Source organism: Actinokineospora spheciospongiae (assembly GCF_000564855.1).
Taxonomy (GTDB): domain Bacteria; phylum Actinomycetota; class Actinomycetes; order Mycobacteriales; family Pseudonocardiaceae; genus Actinokineospora; species Actinokineospora spheciospongiae.
The window spans coordinates 1-18412 of record NZ_AYXG01000185.1 but is presented as its reverse complement, the minus strand read 5'-3'; the positions used below and the strand labels follow the sequence as shown (position 1 = coordinate 18412).

The 18412-nt window shown below is 72.3% G+C and carries 15 protein-coding genes; 6 read left to right on the top strand and 9 right to left on the bottom strand.

The window, feature by feature from the left end; translation table 11 throughout:
• Window positions 1–71 precede the first annotated feature (71 nt).
• A complete protein-coding gene (locus UO65_RS24095; protein WP_052021707.1) occupies window positions 72–1316 on the top strand; it encodes an FAD-dependent monooxygenase in 1245 nt (414 codons plus the stop codon).
• A 507-nt stretch (window positions 1317–1823) separates the two neighbouring features.
• Complete coding sequence (locus tag UO65_RS24090; RefSeq protein ID WP_035286592.1) at window positions 1824–2078, top strand: hypothetical protein; 255 nt, start codon at window positions 1824–1826, stop codon at window positions 2076–2078.
• A gap of 287 nt (window positions 2079–2365) precedes the next feature.
• Here UO65_RS24090 and UO65_RS24085 read toward each other — a convergent pair whose 3' ends face one another.
• Window positions 2366–4399 carry a phosphocholine-specific phospholipase C gene (locus UO65_RS24085; RefSeq protein WP_052021706.1) on the bottom strand — a complete coding sequence of 678 codons (2034 nt, stop codon included), beginning with the start codon at window positions 4397–4399 and terminating at the stop codon, window positions 2366–2368.
• 256 nt (window positions 4400–4655) lie between these two features.
• Window positions 4656–6119, bottom strand: coding sequence for a ricin-type beta-trefoil lectin domain protein (locus UO65_RS37545; protein ID WP_200873451.1), 1464 nt, complete (start codon window positions 6117–6119; stop codon window positions 4656–4658).
• A 353-nt stretch (window positions 6120–6472) separates the two neighbouring features.
• Here UO65_RS37545 and UO65_RS24075 point away from each other — a divergent pair, with 353 nt between their 5' ends.
• A complete protein-coding gene (locus UO65_RS24075; protein WP_035286586.1) occupies window positions 6473–7132 on the top strand; it encodes a S1 family peptidase in 660 nt (219 codons plus the stop codon).
• Between the two features lie 34 nt (window positions 7133–7166).
• On the opposite strand, the gene UO65_RS24070 is transcribed toward UO65_RS24075, so the two are convergent.
• Together UO65_RS24070 and UO65_RS24065 are read right to left on the bottom strand one after the other, a co-directional pair.
• Window positions 7167–8039, bottom strand: a complete 873-nt coding sequence (locus UO65_RS24070) for a hypothetical protein (protein ID WP_035286584.1) — start codon at window positions 8037–8039, stop codon at window positions 7167–7169.
• 169 nt (window positions 8040–8208) lie between these two features.
• A complete protein-coding gene (locus tag UO65_RS24065) occupies window positions 8209–10011 on the bottom strand; it encodes a proprotein convertase P-domain-containing protein (protein WP_035286582.1) in 1803 nt (600 codons plus the stop codon).
• Between the two features lie 336 nt (window positions 10012–10347).
• Here UO65_RS24065 and UO65_RS24060 point away from each other — a divergent pair, with 336 nt between their 5' ends.
• On the top strand, window positions 10348–11178 hold the full coding sequence (locus tag UO65_RS24060; protein ID WP_152552236.1) for a hypothetical protein: 831 nt from the start codon (window positions 10348–10350) through the stop codon (window positions 11176–11178).
• Window positions 11179–11267: 89 nt separating this feature from the next.
• On the opposite strand, the gene UO65_RS24055 is transcribed toward UO65_RS24060, so the two are convergent.
• Window positions 11268–12197 (bottom strand): hypothetical protein, encoded by a 930-nt coding sequence (locus UO65_RS24055; RefSeq protein ID WP_052021704.1) that lies wholly within the window; start codon window positions 12195–12197, stop codon window positions 11268–11270.
• 561 nt (window positions 12198–12758) lie between these two features.
• Between UO65_RS24055 and UO65_RS24050 the strand changes: the two genes are divergently transcribed.
• Together UO65_RS24050 and UO65_RS24045 are read left to right on the top strand one after the other, a co-directional pair.
• Window positions 12759–13304, top strand: coding sequence for a carboxymuconolactone decarboxylase family protein (locus UO65_RS24050; protein ID WP_035286580.1), 546 nt, complete (start codon window positions 12759–12761; stop codon window positions 13302–13304).
• Between the two features lie 90 nt (window positions 13305–13394).
• Window positions 13395–14012: a MarR family winged helix-turn-helix transcriptional regulator gene (locus UO65_RS24045; protein ID WP_035286578.1), complete on the top strand. Its 618-nt coding sequence runs from the start codon at window positions 13395–13397 to the stop codon at window positions 14010–14012.
• 318 nt (window positions 14013–14330) lie between these two features.
• On the opposite strand, the gene UO65_RS33595 is transcribed toward UO65_RS24045, so the two are convergent.
• The 4 genes from UO65_RS33595 to UO65_RS24025 all read right to left on the bottom strand — a co-directional run.
• Window positions 14331–16712, bottom strand: coding sequence for a glycohydrolase toxin TNT-related protein (locus tag UO65_RS33595; RefSeq protein ID WP_052021703.1), 2382 nt, complete (start codon window positions 16710–16712; stop codon window positions 14331–14333).
• A 79-nt stretch (window positions 16713–16791) separates the two neighbouring features.
• Window positions 16792–17292, bottom strand: coding sequence for a hypothetical protein (locus UO65_RS24035; protein ID WP_035286576.1), 501 nt, complete (start codon window positions 17290–17292; stop codon window positions 16792–16794).
• A complete protein-coding gene (locus tag UO65_RS24030; RefSeq protein ID WP_035286574.1) occupies window positions 17292–17888 on the bottom strand; it encodes a glycosyltransferase in 597 nt (198 codons plus the stop codon). Before UO65_RS24030 ends, UO65_RS24035 begins: the two co-directional genes overlap by 1 nt.
• A 14-nt stretch (window positions 17889–17902) precedes the next feature.
• A partial coding sequence (locus tag UO65_RS24025; protein WP_035286572.1) for a hypothetical protein occupies window positions 17903–18412 on the bottom strand: 510 nt, incomplete at its 5' end.

Below are 18412 nucleotides of genomic sequence, written 5' to 3'. Positions count from 1 at the left end.
GTCGCCACCGCCACCGAGTGCCGGTCCCGGCACCAGCCCAGCCACCCTTCCCCATCGGAGGACGCACCCGCATGTCCGCACCCAGCATCCTGATCTCCGGAGCGAGCATCGCAGGCCCCGCACTGGCCTACTGGCTCCGGGCCGCGGGCTGGCGCACCACCGTGGTGGAGCGCTTCGACGGCCTGCGCGAGGCCGGGCACAACATCGACGTGCGCGGCGCGGCGCGCGAGGTCGTGCGCCGGATGGGGATCGAGGACACCCTGTTCGCCTCGGCCACCGGCGAGCAGGGCACCGAGTTCCTCGACGCAGGCGGTCGCAGCATCGCCGTGTTCCCGCGCGCCACCTCCGAGACCGGCGGGGCCACCGCGGAACTGGAGATCCTGCGCGGCGAGCTGTCGCGGGTGATCCACGAGGCCACCCCGCCCGGGACCGAGTACCTGTTCGGCGACTCGATCACCGACCTCGACGACCGCGGCGACCGGGTCGAGGTGACCTTCCGGGAGGGGCCCCGGCGCAGCTTCGACGTCGTGGTGGTCGCCGAGGGCCTGACCTCACGCACCCGGTCGCTGGTCATGCCGCGGGCCGACATCCGCCACCTCGGCCTCTACATGGCGTTCCTGACCATCCCCCGCACCGACGAGGACAACGACTTCTGGCGGTGGTTCCACGCCCCCGGGCAGCGCCAGGTGATCACCCGCCCGGACAACCTCGGCACCACCCGCGCCCTCCTGGCGTTCATGACCAACCTGCGCGGCCTGGAGAACCTGGACCAGCGCGCGCAGACCGAACTGCTGCGCCGGACCTTCGCCGACGTCGGCTGGGCCGCCCCGCGCATCCTCGACGCCCTCGACGACGCCCCGTACCACTTCGACGCCATCGGCCAGGTCCGCCTGCCCACCTGGAGCCGGGGCCGGGTCGGACTCGTCGGCGACGCCGCCCACTGCGCCAGCCCCCTGAGCGGGATGGGCACCAGCCTCGCCCTGGTCGGCGCCTACGTCCTGGCCGCCGAACTCGCCACCGCCCCCGACCACACCCGGGCGTTCGCGCGGTACGAACACCGCATGCGCCCCTACGTCGAGGGCGCCCAGGACCTCGGCCCGGGGACCCCGCGGCTCGCCTTCCCCCGCACCCGAGCCGGGATTCGCGTCCTGCACACCGCGGTCAAAGCCGCCGCGAGCGCCCCCGCCCGACGGCTCGCGATGCTCGACCGCTTCGCCGCGCCCCCCGCGGACAAGATCGAACTCCCCGACTTCTTCCCCGGGGGCACCCACCGCCACGCCGCCGCCCCGGGGTGTCGGCCGGTGCGGCGGCCATAGCTCCGCGGTGCAGCGGCCGCCCGCACCGCTACGCCGACAGGCGCGGCAGCGCGACCAGCTCGTCGCGCCGGGGGCGGCGAACGCCGAGCCGATCGCCGCCCGCAGGTGCGGCCGGACGGCCGCCAACCGCCAGTCCGGTGTCCACGATTCGGCGACGGAGTCGCGGTCGACCCGGTCGAACCCCTCGTCGACCAGCTCGATGTCGACCAGCTCAATCACGCCACGGGGTGCCATCACCGCCCGCAGCGCGGCCGCTCCGGCAGTGGCGCCCACGTGCCGCTTACCCGCGCGAAACCACCGCCGTGGGGCTGGCAGCCCTCCTGACACCGGCCTGTGGCGATCACCGCCACACCGGTGGCGACCGGCGGACACCGCTCCGGGCGCTCATGATGGAGTGGACAACCAGCAGCCTGCGGAACGGAGTCGGCATGACCGGGATCGGGCTGTGGCGCCCACCGCGCCTGTTCGCGACCGCCGCGGCGCGGTGGCGACCCCGGGGGACCCGCCGTGGCTGACATCATCTCCGCGATCGACTCGGTCATCGGGTGCGAGCAGTGCGGCGGCCCGCTCGGCGGGAGCCCGTCGGGGGACTTCTGCGGTCCGGGCTGCGCGAGCGCGTGGGCGGCCGGGCGGGTGGGTGCGCGGCCGGGTGACGTGGTGGCGGCTTTCCCGGCGCTGGCCGAGGCCGCCAGGGAGATCGCCGCCTCGCTGCGCGCGGGTGCGGCGGGTGGCCAGATCGTGTGGCGTGGCGACGACGAGTGAAGGTCGTCCGCCGGTGGGAGGAACTGTCGACCACCGCGGCGTCGAACCCGTGACCCACCAGGTCGCCGATCGCCACACCGACACGATCCCCCGGCAGGGGAAGACGTCGTGCCAGTCGCCGCCGACCGCGTTCCCGGCACCGGGGACGCAGCGGGCGGAGAAGGTGGAGCCGGGGATCGGGGGGAAGCTCGTCGGCAGCGCGGGGTCGTGGACCAGGGCGGTCGCTCACGTCTGGAGTGGACGCAGGCGGGCCGGCCCGGGTTGCCCTGGCCCCCGGGCTGACCGGTTCAGCCGGTCACGCCGTGTTGGCCGTTTTCGATGTGGCCGCGGAAGGTGCGCTCGAAGCCGGGGTCGGTGTTGATCCGCACGGTCATGTCGTACCAGCGCCGACCGTACTGGCCCGCGCGCCACGTGTCCGCGGTCGTCCCACCCGGGGCGACGGTGTAGGTCCAGGGGCCGTCGGTGCGGTAGGCGTTGGCGTGCACGGTGAAGGTGACCGGGGTGCTGCCGCCGTTGGCGAAGGTCAGGGTGACCGTGCCGCCGTTCGCGGTGCTGAGGTCGGCGGTGACCTCGGTGGCGGCACCCGCGGTGTTGAGGTCGCCCTTGGCGCGCCGGGCGAAGCCGTTGGGGCCGTGGCAGGACAGGTCGTACTTGCCGCCGCCGTAGGCCCCGGCGTTGAACGGGTCGGTGGTCGTCGCGCCCGGGGTCACGTCGTGGTGCCAGGGCCCGTCTGTCCGGTGGGCGTTGGCGTAGACGGTGAAGTGCGTGGTGCGGGTGCCCCTGTTGGTCATGCTGAAGGTGACCCGACCGGTGGACTTCGACTGGCTGAGGTTGGCGTTGGGCTGGTAGGGCAGTTTCCGCGCGGGCTTCGTCCCCGGTTCCTGGACCGGGGCCACCTGCGGGTCCGGCGGGGAGGGCACCGCCGGACCGGTGCCACCGGTGGGCACGGGGCGGGTGAAGCCCGGGTACGGGGCCGTCGTCGTCGTGTCCAGGGCGGAGGTCAGGTCCCCGCACAGGTCGCGCCGCCACGGGCTGATGTTGGTCTCCCGGACGCCGGTGACGACCTCCAGGAACCGCAGGACCGAGGTGTGGTCGAACAGTTCCGAGCACACGTTGCCGCCGCGGCTCCACGGGGACACCACCAGCATGGGAACGCGTGGTCCGAGCCCGATCGGCACGCCGTCGACGTGTTCGCCGGTCGCCGACGCGGGCGGGACGGGGGGTGGCACGTGGTCGAAGTAGCCGTCGTTCTCGTCGTAGTTGAGCAGGAACACCGTCTTGTCCCACACCCGCCGGTTCGACGCCAGCGCGTCGAGCACCTGCCACACCAGTTCCGACCCGGTGCTCGGCCCGTCCGAGGAGGGGTGTTCGCACTGGTCCTCCGGGGCGATCAGCCACGACACCGCGGGGAGGCGGTCGTCGGCGACCGCGTCGCGGAAGCTCGCGGTGAGGCCGCCCGCGCGCACCCGCCGCAGGGCGCGGTCGAACAGGCTGCGCTCGGCCGCGCCGAGGGTGGCCACGCCCCGGTCGAGGGTGGCCAGCAGTTCGTTCCGCTGGGCCCCGCTGCCCGCCTGCCGGACCGCCGTGTAGAAGGAGTCCATGCTCCGGTGGGTCGTCCTGGCCAGCGCCTTGCGCGCCACGGCCTTGAACGTCCGGAAGAACTCCAGGTTGTTGTTCTGGTAGTTGTCCCACTCGTGGAACACCTGCCACGGGACACCGGCCCGCTCCAGCCGCTCCGCGTAGGTGGTCCAGGAGTACCCCGCGTGGGTGTCCTCGGCGTAGGCGGCGTTGCCGATCGCGCGGGTCCCGTCCGGCTCGTCGCCGATCATGCCGGTGACGTGGAAGCTGCGGTTCGGGCTGGTCGAGCTGATCGCCGAGCAGTGGTAGGCGTCGCAGATGGTGAACGCGTCGGCGAGCTGGTAGTAGAAGGGCAGGTCGGCGCGGTCGTAGTGGCACATGGTGTGCACGCCCTTCGCGGGCACCCAGTTGTCGTACCTGCCCCGGTTCCAGGCGCTGTGCCCGTCGCTCCAGGAGTGCGGCGTGCCTTGCAGGTGGTGGTTGTCCGTTCCGTACGGCAGCACGTGACCGCCCGAGCCGTCCGGCTGGTGGTACACCGACCGGCCGTTGACCCCGAGCTGGATCGCGTTGCGGTCGGAGTACCCGCGCACACCCCTGAGCCTGCCGAAGTAGTGGTCGAACGACCGGTTCTCCTGCATGAAGACCACGACGTGCTCGACCACGTCCAGCCCACCGGTCGGCGCGTCCCGGGCGAGCGCCCGGACCAGGCTCGGCGGCAGCGCCGACAACGCTCCCGCCGCCATTGCCGCACCCAGAAAAGCCCGCCGGTCCACGAGACCTCCACGAATCGCACAGCCTGATCGGTGCACGGGAACGCGAGTTCGACAAAAACCTTGCCGCACAACACATCCGCGAGCTTGCCAAGGCGATGCTAAAGACTTTCCAACGGTTGCGTCCAGGCACCGCCGGTGAACGCTGGTGAACGACCAGGTGTGCGCCAACGCCCGACCGACGAGGGCGTTTCGTGCCGTGGTGGTCGGTCGGGTCGCCGGTGTCCGCTCAGCGGGTGGTCCACTTCTGGGTGGCACTGCCCGCGCAGGTCGTGACGACCAGGAGCGCGCCGTTCGCGGCGGTCCTGGCGTCGAGGCACTTGCCCAGCGAACGCAGGGTGCCGTCGGCGTCGGCGGTCCACCGCTGGTTCGCGCGACCGTGGCAGTCCCAGAGGATGACGCGGGTGCCGTCCGCGGTGCCACCGGCTTCGACGTCGAGGCACTTGCCCAGCGAGCGCAGGGTGCCGTCGGTGCCGGTGGTCCACCGCTGGTTGGCTCCACCGTGGCAGTCCCACAGGATGGCCCGGGTGCCGTTGGTGGTGGCCTGGTCCTTGACGTCGAGGCAGCGCCCGCCCGCGCCGAGGAGGGTGCGCCCGGCGGGCGGGGCGCCCTTGGTGGTGATCCGGACGGTGGCGCTGGTGGCGCCCGCCGAGACGGTCTCGACGGTGATGCCGTTGGCGGCGTCGGTGACGCGGGCGCCGACGTCGAGGTCGGTGTCGTCCTTGCCGGTCGTGGCCGCGGACGGGTCGACGAGGGTGGAGGTGTGGTAGGCGCCCTGGGTGGTCAGGTGCAGTTGCACGCCCTCGCCGACACCGGTGTCGAGGGTGTTGCCGTTGCGGCGGTAGGCCACGGTGATCCGCTCGGTGCCGGAACGCGGGATCTCCAGGACGCGGGTCCCGGGGGTGGAGTCGGGGGCGTGCAGGGGCACGAGGGTGTAGGTGCCGGAGGCGGGCGCGGTGATGAGCTGCGCCGCGGGCAACCAGCCCATGTGGAGCAACTCGGGCGCGGACAGGCCGCTCCGGTACCCACCGCCGCCCATCGGCGAGGAACCGCGGTAGTCCGCGTCGACGCAGTCCGACAGCGTGCCCGCGGTGCAGGTCTTGGCGCTCAGGTGGCGGAAGCCGAGGTTGTGGCCGAGTTCGTGGACCACCCCGCTGGGCGGCGTGCCGGTCGCGTTGTCGGGCATCCAGGTGGTGGGGCCCGGCTGCTGCCCGAGCCCGCCCCAGCCGCACTTGGCGAGCCGGTTGGGGAACCAGATGGCCAGCGAGTCGAAGCCGCTGATCCCCTTGGCGGACAGGGCCTGCCTGGTCTTGCTGTTCATCGCACCGGAGTCGCAGCCCGCGGCCACGCCGATGGCCAGCGGACCGATCACCTCCGGTTGCCCGGCGAGCGGCGCGAAGTCCAGGGCGCCGTTGCTCGCCTCGCGGTAGTAGCGCGCCAGCGACGTGTCCGCGCCGAAGTACATGTCGCGCACCTTCGCGCGGAACGCGGCAGAGGAGTCGATCCGGTCGTCGGTGAAGTCGACCAGCACCACCGCGATCCGCTTGGTCACCGCCACGGGCGCGGGCGCCGCGGGCGCCTGGGCCGACTCGGTCGCCGACACCGACCCGGTGGACACCACCACCGCGCCGCTCAGCACCAGGGCCGCACCCAGCGCGAGCACCGCGCGACGCCGAAAACGCTGCTTGTCCATGGAGGACTCACTTTCCGCTGGCAGGGGCGTCATTCATATATGACCACCGACCCCGCGGGCAAACATCGCACATCCGGACGACCAAGTGGACCGGCATTTCATCACCAACAGCACAGGGCGACCGATCGTCGATCCCACGGCGCAGAACGGTGTGCCCGGCAGTGGCGCGATCCTTTTACTTTTCACGGTTTCACCACGGTGTGCGCTGGTCAGCGCCACAGCGGGTGACGCACTGCCGATTCACACTCTTGAGTGATTCATCAACACGTGCCTACAGTCGGCGGCACGCCCGTCCCGGGCGTCGATTTCCCGAGTCACATCCTGCGTTTTCCCCCTGACTCCCAGGAGAATCCGTGCTCGTCAAGAAAATCGCCGTGGCCCTGCTCGGCCTGGCCGCGTTGACCGGAGCCGCGGTTCCCGCGGCCGCGGCTCCGGCCCAACCCGCGATCATCGGCGGCGGCTACGCCCAGACCGGCCCGTGGGCCGTCGCGATCATGGTCAACGGGGCGCAGAACTGCTCCGGCTCGATCGTCGCCGCCCGCTGGGTGATCACCGCCAAGCACTGCGCCAACAGCGCCAACCGGTTCCTCATCGGCAGCACCGACCGCAACGCCGGTCAGTCCCGCACCGCCGTGCGCTCGGTGTCGCACCCGTCGGCCGACCTCATCCTGTACCAGATCAACAGCCCGGTGAGCACGACCTACGCGGCCCTGACCACCACCGCGCCCGCGGTCGGCAGCAGCGAGCAGGTGTACGGGTTCGGGCGCACCGAGTCCGCCCGCGACTCCCGCTACCTCAAGGTCGCCACCATGCGCATCACCGGCAGGAGCAGCAGTTTCATCGACGCCACCCAGAGCAACGGCTACACCGGCCCCGGCGACTCCGGGGGCCCGGTGTTCCAGAACGGCCGCCTGATCGGCGTGCACTCCTACGGCAACACCTCCGCCGGGACCTCCGGGCACGTGAACGTGTACACCTACCGGCAGTGGATTCAGACCACCATCCAGGGCTGACCGGCGTGGGGGCACCCGTGGCGCACGGGTGCCCTCACCAGTCCCAGCGCACCGCGTAGATGCCGGGGTCGGCACCGGACACCGCGAACTGGGCGGTGGTCCCGTCCAGGCGCAACCCACCGCCCCGGGCCGCCCTCCCCCCGTCCGCCACCAGCCAGCGACAGCGTTCGGGCACGGCACGCGGGTGGAACTCGACCTCGACGAAGTACTCGCGGACCGGGAACCGCAGCTTGCGTTCCGTGCGAACGCTCCTGGGCGCGCCCGGCGGGTAGACGATCTCGTACTCGACCATGACCACGTCGCCCCGCGCCAGCTCCCGGTCCAGCCTCAGCGAGGCCACCATGGACCCGAACTCCGGCAGGTACGCCACCTCCCCGACCGAGCAGTGCCGCACCGGCCGCACCCACTGCCCCGTCGGGTGCGGCTCGTCGAGCACGGACACGACCGGCAACCGCGACACCCCGGACCGCGCGGCCCGCAGCACCAGGCGCACGGCCAGGGACACCTCAGCCCCGTCCGCACCCAACCGCAGGACGTCGTGGTGGCTCAGCCGCATCAGGAACTCGTCCTCGTCGTCGACCTCCCCCAGCAGCGGCGGCACCTGGGGCTCCCCCGGCCACACCGCCTCCGGCGACACCCGCCGCTGCCGTTGCGGCCCGCGCGGCCTCGGCGGTCCCACGACCCCGGTCAGCGTGCCCGCCGGGATCGACAGGACGTCCTCCAGGACGACCAGCGCCCGCAACGACTCCTGGCGCTCCGGTCGCCGCTTGCCGGACTGCCACTGGCTCAGCGTGGCGATGCTGACCCGGCACCCGCGTCGGGCGAGGTGGCACCTGATCCGTTCGAGGCCCAACCCGCTGCGCGCGATCGCCGCCCGCAACACCCGGTCGAACGAATCCGTCTCCACCGGCCCACAGTGCCACCGCACTCCACCCGCGACAATCCCCTCCCGCGTTCCAGCGGGACTTCGCCGGGTGGAGTTGTGCGGTGTCGTGCGGCCCCTCCCCACCGAGGTGGAGAGGGGTGAGGTGGGGAGGGGCCGCGTGCCGGGTCGGGCTCCCGGCACACCTGGTCGATCAGACCGTGATCGACCAGGAGTCGAGGACACCGGTGTTGCCGGTGCGGGTGTCGGTGACCTCCAGGGTCCACGTGCCCGAGGCCTGCTCGGCGAACGGGCTGAACGAGTGGGTGGCGGTGCCCGGGAACGGGGTGCAGGCGGAGCCACCGGAATTCTTGAGCTGGTACCACCAGCCCGCCGGGCTGACGACCCGCAGTCGCAGGTCCTCCTGGCAGGTGTGGCGGGCGGTGACGGACACCCGGACCGGGTTGGCCGCCGCGCCGGTCGCCGTGGAGGAGATCCGGCTGGCGGCGGTGCGCTGGTCGGCGATGGGCTGGTCGGTGTCGTTGCCGAACGCGCGCCCGCCGCCGCTGCCGGGCTTGGTGCGGACGGCCAGGGCGGCACCGGGCGGGGAGGCGTTGCCCGCGGCGTCCCTGGCCCGGACCGTCACCGAGTAGGCGGTGTCGGGTGTCAGACCGGAGACGGTGGCGGAGGTGGTGGCGGTGGAGGCGGCCAGGGTCGCGCCGAGGTAGACGTCGTAGCCGGTGACGCCGACGTTGTCGGTGGCGGCGTTCCAGGCCAGCGACAGCGAGGTGGCGGTCTGGGCGGTGGAGCGCAGGCCGGCCGGGGTGGACGGGGGCTGGGTGTCACCGCCGCCACCGCCACCGGTGAACAGGGTCAGGTTCCACTTGCGCAGGGCTTCGCTCACCGGCTGGAAGACCGACTGCTCGTCCTTGGCGGGGTTCGGCACGCACTGGGCGGGCCCGCCCGAGTGCAGTCCGACGGCCTTGTCCCCGCGCAGCCAGGCGCCCCCGGAATCCCCGCCCAGCGAGCACGCGGTGGTGAAGGTCAGGCCGTCGACGACGGTGCCGCCGCCGTAGTCGACCGTTTCGTTGACGTAGGTGACCGTCCCGCACCGCCACTTCGAGCCGTTGCCGGAGTGGCAGACGCTGTCGCCGACGATCGTCTCCGCCGCGCCGGTCACAGTCACCGCCGCGGAACCCCAGGTGTTGACCGAGGCCGACAGGGTCCACCCGGGCTCGGTCACCGCGACGACGCCCATGTCGCCCTCGCGCCCGTTGACGCTGCGCGACCCGCCGACGTTCGAGGTGCCGACGCGGTTCTGGTTGCCGCTCTGGCCGTACGCGGGTTGGTTCGCGTTGTTCGTGCAGTGCCCGGCGGTCAGGAAGTGCTTGCCCCCATTCGCGTCGGTGGCGGCGAACCCGACCGAGCAGGCGCCCTCGCCCTGCGGCCACCACGGATCGCCCGGCCGCACCTCCCCCGCCTGCTGCCGCGGTCCGGTGTCGGACTGCTCCACCCGCACACCGGAGATCGAGGACACGGCGGCGACGAACTGCCGGGTGGCCGCGGTCATCCGCGTGCGGTTCACGGTGACCAGCACCTCGTTGGCCCGCTGGTCGATCCCGATCGTGTTGAACGCGACGTCCGGGGTGGCCAGGGCGCGGACCCGGTTGCGCAGTTCCGCCAACGCGCCTGCGCTGCGGGGCACAAGAACCGCTCTGGCACCGTGCGCCCGGGCCGCCGCGGCGGCGGTCTGGTCGGTCACCGCCACGGTGAGCGACCCGCTCCCCTCGTCGAACCAGGTGCCCGCCGGGTCGACCACCGGGGGCAGCGCGGCCAGCACCTCGTGCGCCCGGTCCTGCTGCCGGAGGCGTTCCCTGGCGGCGTCCTGGCTGATCCCGAGCCCTTCGGCCAGGGCGGACGCCGCCGGGTCGGCCGCCTCGGGCGCCGCCGATGCGACTCCACTATGGACACTGACGGTCACCAGCGCCACCAGTGCGGCAACTGCGATGCTGCGCATCAGTCCTCCTCCGTGATTGCGGGGCAGCCGACGATAAGCCGCCACCACGAGAATGCGCGCCGTTTAACCGTTAACTCGAAAGGGCATCCATGCCGTCAAATTGTTCGACCGGGCGCACCAGGCACCTCGCCGTCACCGAAAGGCTTGTCCGACAACCTGTTGGAATGTAACAAAAGCACCATTTCCCAATACCCGGTTCCGCTCATTCCACAAGACGAACCGGGCGCGGGCCCGGCCTATCAACCACCGATCGGCCGAAAGAATTGCCCGCCCATTGCGCACGAGCGGCTGCCGAGCCGACAATCCCAGACCGGACGAAGGAGAGCGCAGATGAGGATGAGCGCGACAGCGGCTCTGCTGGTACTCGCAACAGTCACCGCCGCCGTGTCGGCGGCCCCGCAGGAGGTCTTCGCTTCCCAGGACGTGCCCGGGGGCACGACGCGGGCCGCGGTCCAGCAGCCCGTCCCCCGGGACGTTGTCGACCGGTACCACTTGGACACCCGGTGGTACGCGAAGTACGTGCGGGGTCCCGTGGACGCCACCACCGGCCGGTCCATCGCCGTGCTGGGCTCGGCGGCGATCGCCGACTCCACCCTGCTGAAAGCGGCACGCCAGTTGACGGCCCTGGTGCGGACCTTCCCCTACCACCCGGTCAACGAACTCGACCGGCGCGACGTCCGGGTCGTGCTCACCGCCCGCGGCGAGAAGATGAGTTCCATCCCCGAGGTCCGCGCGGCGTACGGGACCTCGCTGGACGCCCGCTACTGGGCGGGGATGGGGGCGACGGACTCGCTGCCGATCTCCGTGGGCACCGAGGCCAACCTGGTGGACGACCAGGGCGCGGAGAACTGCTACGTCCACGAGTTCGGCCACACCGTCGCCGACATGGCACTGCGGCACATCGACCCCGCCTTCACCCGCGACCTCCGGGCGGCCTACGACCGGGCGCGGTCGGCGGGGCTGTGGAACAACACCTACGCGGGCAGCAACAGCTCCGAGTACTGGGCCGAGGGCGTCCAGAGCTACTTCGACCTCAACCGGGAAGGCCCGAGGGGCGGCGACGGGGTGCACAACGACGTCGACACCCGGGCCGAACTGGCCCGCTACGACACCGGGCTGCACGCCCTGCTCGACCGCGTCTACCGCGGTGCGGCGATGCCGGGCTGAGGTCACGACCCGCAACCCGGTGGTGGGCGGAACCTCGGGCCGTCACCCACCGGGCGGCGGGTCTCCGGGGGCCGTTGCGCGCGATGGCGTCACCTGTCGACCGGCGGGGACCACCGGAAGCCGTAGCAGCCCGGTCCGAAGTTCAACGCCACCCCGTGCACGGACCCGCCCGGTTCCGGTGCGACCGGCCTGCTCTCCTCGACGTCGTCATCACCGCGGGTGTACTGCTCGCAGCGGGCGGGCAGGCGGCCGGGGTCGAAGCACACCTCCAGCACGTACTCGCGCACCGGGAGGCGGAACTTGCGCTCGTAGTTGCCGTCCACCGGGCCCGGCGGAACGTGCGCCACCTCGTGCTCGATGATCACGGTGTCGTCGCGGGTCAGCCTCCGGTTGAACAGCAGCTCGGCCACCACCAGGCCGCCGTCGGGGTCCTCGGCCACCTCGCCGAGCGTGCAGTTGCGCAGTGGCCGGACCCGGGGCACCGGGTGGCCGGGCTGGTCGATGTGCACGATCACCACCCAGCGGTCCGGCCCGTCCGCCTCCGCGCGCAGCACCTGCCGCGACACGGTGGACAACTCACCCCCCTCCGGTCCTATGTGCACGCGGTCGTGCTGGCTGAGGCGGGTGAGCCGCTCGTCCCAGGTGGTGTCGACCCGGCCGAGGGCGTGGGCCACCGCCGTCGGTTCCGGCCAGAAGGCGCCGATCGCGGGCAGCCCGCTCGCGCTGTACCCCCAGCGCCCGCGCGGCCGGGGTGGGCCGAGCAACGCCGTGAGCGAACCGTCGGGGACCTCCAGCACAGCCTCCAGGTGCCGCAACGCGATGAGCGAATCCCGCCGCTCCGGGCGACTGCGGCCCGACTGCCAGTAGCTCAGGGTGGCGCGGCTGATCCGCACCCCCCGCAGCCGCAGTCGTTCCTGCAACCGCCCCAGCCCCAGGCCGCGGGTGGTGATGGCCGCGCGCAGGGCGACGGGGAACGGGCCGCTGTCGAGCAGGGTGCGCAGGTCCGCCTCGGCTGTCACAACGGGCTCCCGGGTGCCATCCGCGCCGGGTCGGCGGGCTCATCGATGATCACGGGCGCAATGGTGGTGTGCGCGACCCCGCGCGGGAAGCCGGGCACCTGTCCCGGCCCGCCGGACCACGATCGGTCAGGGGTCCAGGACACCGGTGCCGGCCTGCGACGTCCACGTTCCCACGGTGGGGTGGGCAGCGGACGGGTGCGTGACCGCGCCGGGAACGTGGGGCATCCGACCCGGCTCGGTCACCGCGTCGAACCACGTGCCTCCCGGGGCGACCGACGCGGGCGGGGCGGCGCGCACCGAGTCCTCCTTCGCATCCGCAGGGAACCTGACGTTAACGCGACTTCTGCCCCGAGCGCGCCCGTTAACCGTTAACTGCCGCATTCCGGGGTCGCGGTCCGCCAATCGCCGAGCCGGTTGGTGGCCACTCCACGAGCCCGCGCCGTGGAGTGCCGTGGTGAGTGCTGCGTCACAGTGTAGGTAGGAGTCCTAACAAGTTTGTGGCACACTTCCCGACGTCGGCCGACCCGTCCCCTCCACCCCGATGCCAAGGAGCACCACGAGATGTCCCGAGTCGAACTGATCGACCCCCAGACCGCCACCGGTCCGGCCAAGCCCCTGCTGGACGACATCACCGCCGCCTTCGGCGCGACGCCCGCGATGTTCAAGGCCGTCGCGAACTCGCCCGCCGCGCTGCAGATGATGTGGGCCGGTTTCGGCGCGCTCGGCGGCGGGCGGCTGGGCGCCGCGCTCGGCGAGCAGATCGCCGTCCTCGTCGCCGACCGCAACAGTTGCGAGTACTGCCTGGCCGCCCACACCGCCCTCGGGCGCAAGGCGGGCGTCTCCGCTGAGGACATGGACCGCGCCCAGGCCGGGCACTCGCACGACCCGCGCACCGACGCCGCGCTCGGCTTCGCGGCCAAGCTGGTGCGGGACCGGGCCCAGGTGACCGACTCCGACGTGGAAGCGCTGCGCGCGGCCGGTTTCGACGACGGGGAGATCGTGGAACTGGTGGCGCACGTCGCGCTCAACCTGTTCACGAACTACGTCAACGTCGCCCTGTCGGTGCCGCTCGACTTCCCGAAGGTCGCCCTGCGCAAGGCGGGCTGACCCGAGGTGGGCGGGCGGCCCGAGACAGCCGCCCGCCCGCGCAGGCGTCTATCATCGAGCGCTGGGGGGTCCTACGCTCAAGGCGGTGGCATGACCGAGCACGTGACCGGCACCGGCGGCCCGGCCGACCTGGACCGCAGGCTGGCCGACGCGGTCGAGCGGCTCGGGCACGGCCTGCGCGCCCTCTCCCAGCGCAGCGCCCGGGGCCTCGGGCTCTCCCCGTTGCAGCAGCAGGCGGTGCTCGCGCTGTCCAGGCAGCCGACGGTCCGCCGGGAGGTGAGCGCGCTGGCCGCCGAGTTCGACGTCACCACCCCGACGATGTCCGACGCGGTCAGCGCGTTGGAGCGCAAGGGTTTCGTGGCGCGTTCACCGGGCCCCGACGGGCGCAGGCGGCTGCTCACCCTGACCGAGGGCGGGCAGGAGGTGGCGCGGCGGTTGGAACCGTGGGACGAGCCGCTGCTGGGGGCGCTGGCGAAGGTGTCGGCCGCGGACCGGGCGACAACGCTGCACAGCCTGCTCCAGGTGATCGCCGACCTGCGGCGCCAAGGCGTGGTGAGCGTCGCCAGGACGTGCACCACCTGCCGCTTCTTCGGCCCCGACGCCCACCCCGACCCGGTCGCGCCGCACCACTGCCACCTGCTGCGGGTGCCGCTGCCCCTGGCGGACCTGCGGACCGACTGCCCCGAGCACCAACTGGCCACCGCGTAGACCGCCCGGCGTGGCGGACGGCGACCACCACACCGAGCGCGCACGCGGCCCCACCGCGCGAGCAGGCCCGACCCGGCCCGCCCGGCGCCCGCCGGTGCCGACCAGCCCGCCATCCGACCGTGGCCCGTCCTGGCCGACCTGCGCGCACCGGCCGCGTCGGGGACCAAGCCGACGCGCAGGACCCACCCGCGCCTCCCGCTCGGGGTTGCAGGTGTTCGGCACGAGAGCGATCATTCGGCCGCTCAGGTCAGCCGTCGAACGACCGAGAGTGTGAACCCCCGCACTGAATGGCTCTCGTTCCCACTCCGAGCCGTCGTGTCAGGCGCGCTCCGGATTCCAGTGGACCGGTCCGGGTCGTCCAGCCGGAGGTGCGGGTCGCTGAGGACGCAGCGGATCAGTGGCGGCGCGGGCGAGGTCGTCGCCGCGGAGTCGGGTGCTGAAGGTGGTGCCGGGGTTGACGATGACGGTGATCCCGGACATGGCCAGGGCTTGGCCCTCGGCCTGCGTCACCCGCAGGACGCCCTGCGGGACGTGGCCGGGGGAGGAGTAGACGGCGAGGAAACGGGTGCCGTTGGCGTCGACGCCGATTCGCAGGTTGCCCGTGCTGTCGGGTTCCACGATGAACGAGGATCGCAGGAATGCGTGCGGCAGGCGCGCGTGCGGCAGCCACCCGGCGGCGGCGTAGCCCAGGACCAGCTCGAAGAAGGTCTGCGGTTCCGGGTACCCGCGGCGGCGGGGGCTTGGGCGGTGGTGCTCGTTGAGGTGGGTCTCGCCGGTGAACCGGCCGTCCTCGCCGACCTTGTAGCCGCCCAGCAGGACGGGCAGCGGCATGCCCTCGATCACTCGGGGGTCGGCGTCCGGGTCGGCGCAGTACACCCAGCCACCCGGGTTCCGGGCCGCCTCGGCGCGCATCGCGTCGGTGATCGGTGGCAGGCCGGGGTGGTCGGGTCGGGTGACCTCCACCAGTTGCCCGGAGCGCAGGTGCTCGATGATCGCCCGCGGCAGGACGTAACCGCGGCCGCCCGATGCCGAGGTCACCGCGAGCACCTGCCACGCGCCGCCGGTGAGGCGGTACCGGCGCAGGGGGCGGGAGGCGAACCCGGCGGGCAGGCCGCGCTGTTCGAACGGGGTGTCCGCGACGAACACCAGGTTGCCGTCCGGTTCGCCGTACCGGTCCACCTCGATGTCCTCGACCACCGCCGACGTGACACCGGCGAACGACTCCACCGGCGGGTCGTCGGACAGCACGACCGGCGGCGACTGCCGCACCGGGATCTGCTCGCCCGGCTCGGACCCGAACTCGGCGGCGTTCACGGACAACTGCCCCGCCAGGTACGCCGCGGCCTGCCGCACGTCGTCGAACCGGACCGCGCTCGACCGGTCCGACGACCACTGCACGCGGTACCGGTCACCGTCGCGGACCAGGCACCAGGCACCTTCCTGCTCGGCGAACACGCTGTAGTACCGGGGGCTGATCCGCTTGTCGGTGATCACCGCCTGCACCGGTTCAACAGCCCGATGCGCCTTGGCCTCCACTTCGGACTCGTCCCACGGTCGGCCGACGGCCGACGCCGCCGCCCGGTCCATCGTGACGGACGCGACACCGCCCGGCAGCCGGTACCGCGCCGCCCTGATCCACTCCACCAGCGGCGGCACCGGCGGCACCCCGTGCGCCCGCAGGTAGTACGCCACCGCACTCGGCCAGACGAACCGGCCGTCGGTGTGGAAGCCCACCGGCACCACGTCCTCGGTGCCCAGCGCGTCCCGGGTCGTGCCGCGGGCGGGCAGCACGAGCGGCGCGCCCTCCAGGTATGCCAGCACGGCCTCGCGCTCCAACTCCCCGAGCACCGGCCGGTACCAGGTCGGAAGGCCTTCGTCGTCCACGCCGTCGAACAACCGGACCAGCTCCGGCGGGCCGTCAGGCTCCGGCTCGACCTGCCGCGCGGCGCGAATCTGCTCACCGCGCACGGCCGCCGCGAGCAGCCAGCCCGGGGTGGCGACCGCGCTGCGGGGAAGCACGCGCAGCTCGGCGGCGGCGGCTTCGGCATCGGCGTCGGTCACCAGCTCCAGGGGCTCGACGACGTAGGTGATCGTGGCCAGTGCGCCCTGCCGCACCTCGAACCGGGCGCGCCACCACGTGCCCCGGGTGGGGTGGTAGTCCCGCACCCGCTGCCGGTGCAACCACTGCCCGACCATCGCGGGCGGCGACCAGTACCCGATGTGGCCGTCCTCGTTCTGGACGAGGCCCGCGATCTTCGTCCGCGGCCCCGTGGCCTCGCAGTCGACCATCAGCCGGTGGCCCCCCTCCGGCATGGCCGCGAGGAGCGCGCGCTCGAGACCGGGGACCACGTCGAGGGGGGCCGTGCCCGGCTTGGCGCCCGCGGCGGGTTCCGTCAGCACCGACGTGAAGCAGGCCACCGCGCGCCCGTCCGGGATCTCCGTGCGGATCTGCCGGACGACTTCCTCGGCCAGGAAGCCAGCTACCGGGTCGAACGCGTGCTCGTCCAATTCGGACGGACGGATGCCTGTGGTGAACAAGGACTCGAACCCGCTCAACGGCAGCCGCTTGACCTCCCGCCCGTCCGGCAGCGTGACGACCCGCCCGTCCACCGGGGCGTCTGCCGCGACGTGCGCGGTCCGGTCCGGTCCCTGCTCAACGATGAACGCCGCGCCGCCGATGATCCCGATGCGCTTGGTCACGATCTTCCCCCCGGACGACAACAGCCGACACCCACGAACCCCCCACGGGTCATCGTGGTCCTATCAGGACTCCCGGAGGTCACATGGAGGTCATGTTGATCAGCTTCTCGGAGAACTCGGTCGCCAACTCGGCGAGGTCGCGCCCTGCCTGCGCCATGCCGACGGCGGGCCCTGGAGCGAGTCGGTCCGCCAACTCCTGGAGCAACTGACCGATCACCAACGCCCGCACCTGCGACACGTGCACGTCTCGGACCGGTTCACCCGGCAGGTGCTCCCCGCGACCGCGATCACCCGCAAGATCCTCACGGAGCTCAGCCGCCAACTCCACCAACCCGTACGGGGCCGACGACCCGTCGTCCCGGAAGTCGGTGAACGCCAGGCTGAACCGAGTCGGATCAAGCGAACCCACCGGCGACTCCACCCGCGTGGCCGAACCCTGCTCAGCCAACAGCAACCGGTACACCTCATCCAGTTCTGCCGTGTACGGCACCGGGGGGTTGTGCGGCGTTTGGTGGTGGACCAGATCGGCTGCTGCCGCGCGCAGGGTCTCGTACCGCGCCGCCAGGTCGTCGTCGGTCATCACTTCTCCTCGCGCACGGTCATGATGGACTTGATCAGATCGCCTGCTGACTGCCCCGCGCTCTGCAGCGTCCGCAGCGCGGTCACCACCGCCTCGCGCAGTTCCACCGCCCGCCGCCGGGCCGCCCGCGGATCGTCGAGCACCGCCGCGAGTCCGGCCACCCACCGCTCGATCGGCACCGCCGCCTCCCCCTCGGCACGCCGGATCACCGAGTGCTCGGCCAACCGCGGGTCGATCCGTCCGCTCCCGGCCAGGAAGTTCCCCACGCCGCAGGTGTCCGGCACCAGCACCGGCACATCCGCCACGATCGCGTCCAGCGCGGTCAAGCCGACGTTCTCCGCGCGAGCGGGCACGATGACCAGGTCCGCCGCGCGGACCAGTTCGCGCTGCGCCCGCTTGTCCGTCGAGTACGCACGCACCTCCACCGCGCGTCCGGCGACCTGCGACAACAACCGCCGGGCCGCACGCACCGTTTCCGGGGGCGCGCCGTTCACGACCATGCGCACCGCGCGCTCCGGCCCGACGCCGCGCACCATCAGCGCGGACTCGTGCGCACCGTGCTGCATGAGGTCGCTGCGCCCGGAATAGACCACCACTGGCCGCACACCACTCATCGCTGCGCCCCGACGAACGTCGGCGCCAAGATCTCGTCGGCCACCTCCCCCACCACAACCGCCAACTCCCGACCACCGGAATCACCCGTGGCCACCAACCGCGCCACCAACTCCCGCAACAACGTCCCCACCACCATGGCCTGCACCTCAGTCAAAGTCGGGTCCCACACATCAGGCCACTCCCCACGCGGCTCCTCACTCGCATCATCAAGGGCCAGACTCTCCCTAATGCTCCGAGCCCTTTCGGCAAACGGGCGCAGTGCACCATCGGGAGCGCCTCTCCGGTAAGTCCGCGAGGACAACAGGTGCAGGCTGGGATCGACAACCTCTCTGGCACTGACACCCGAGGGCCCGGGCTCCGCCAAAGCCGCCGCCAAACCATCCAACTTGTCCCGGTGCACCACAGACACCTCAGCAGTCTCAGTCACCTCGAGCAACGCCGCGGCAGCCCGCCGCAACCTCGCATAACGATCCACGAGTTCGTCACCGGTCATCACAGCCTCCCA

What these genes read in the sequence shown, in the direction of transcription:
- UO65_RS24095 (WP_052021707.1), top strand. Translation starts at nt 72, where the DNA reads ATGTCCGCACCCAGCATCCTGATCTCCGGAGCGAGCATCGCAGGCCCC.
- UO65_RS24065 (WP_035286582.1), bottom strand. Translation starts at nt 10,011, where the DNA reads ATGCGCAGCATCGCAGTTGCCGCACTGGTGGCGCTGGTGACCGTCAGT.
- UO65_RS24060 (WP_152552236.1), top strand. Translation starts at nt 10,348, where the DNA reads ATGAGCGCGACAGCGGCTCTGCTGGTACTCGCAACAGTCACCGCCGCC.
- UO65_RS24035 (WP_035286576.1), bottom strand. Translation starts at nt 17,292, where the DNA reads ATGACCGACGACGACCTGGCGGCGCGGTACGAGACCCTGCGCGCGGCA.
- UO65_RS24085 (WP_052021706.1), bottom strand. Translation starts at nt 4,399, where the DNA reads ATGGCGGCGGGAGCGTTGTCGGCGCTGCCGCCGAGCCTGGTCCGGGCG.
- UO65_RS37545 (WP_200873451.1), bottom strand. Translation starts at nt 6,119, where the DNA reads ATGGACAAGCAGCGTTTTCGGCGTCGCGCGGTGCTCGCGCTGGGTGCG.
- UO65_RS24045 (WP_035286578.1), top strand. Translation starts at nt 13,395, where the DNA reads ATGACCGAGCACGTGACCGGCACCGGCGGCCCGGCCGACCTGGACCGC.
- UO65_RS24050 (WP_035286580.1), top strand. Translation starts at nt 12,759, where the DNA reads ATGTCCCGAGTCGAACTGATCGACCCCCAGACCGCCACCGGTCCGGCC.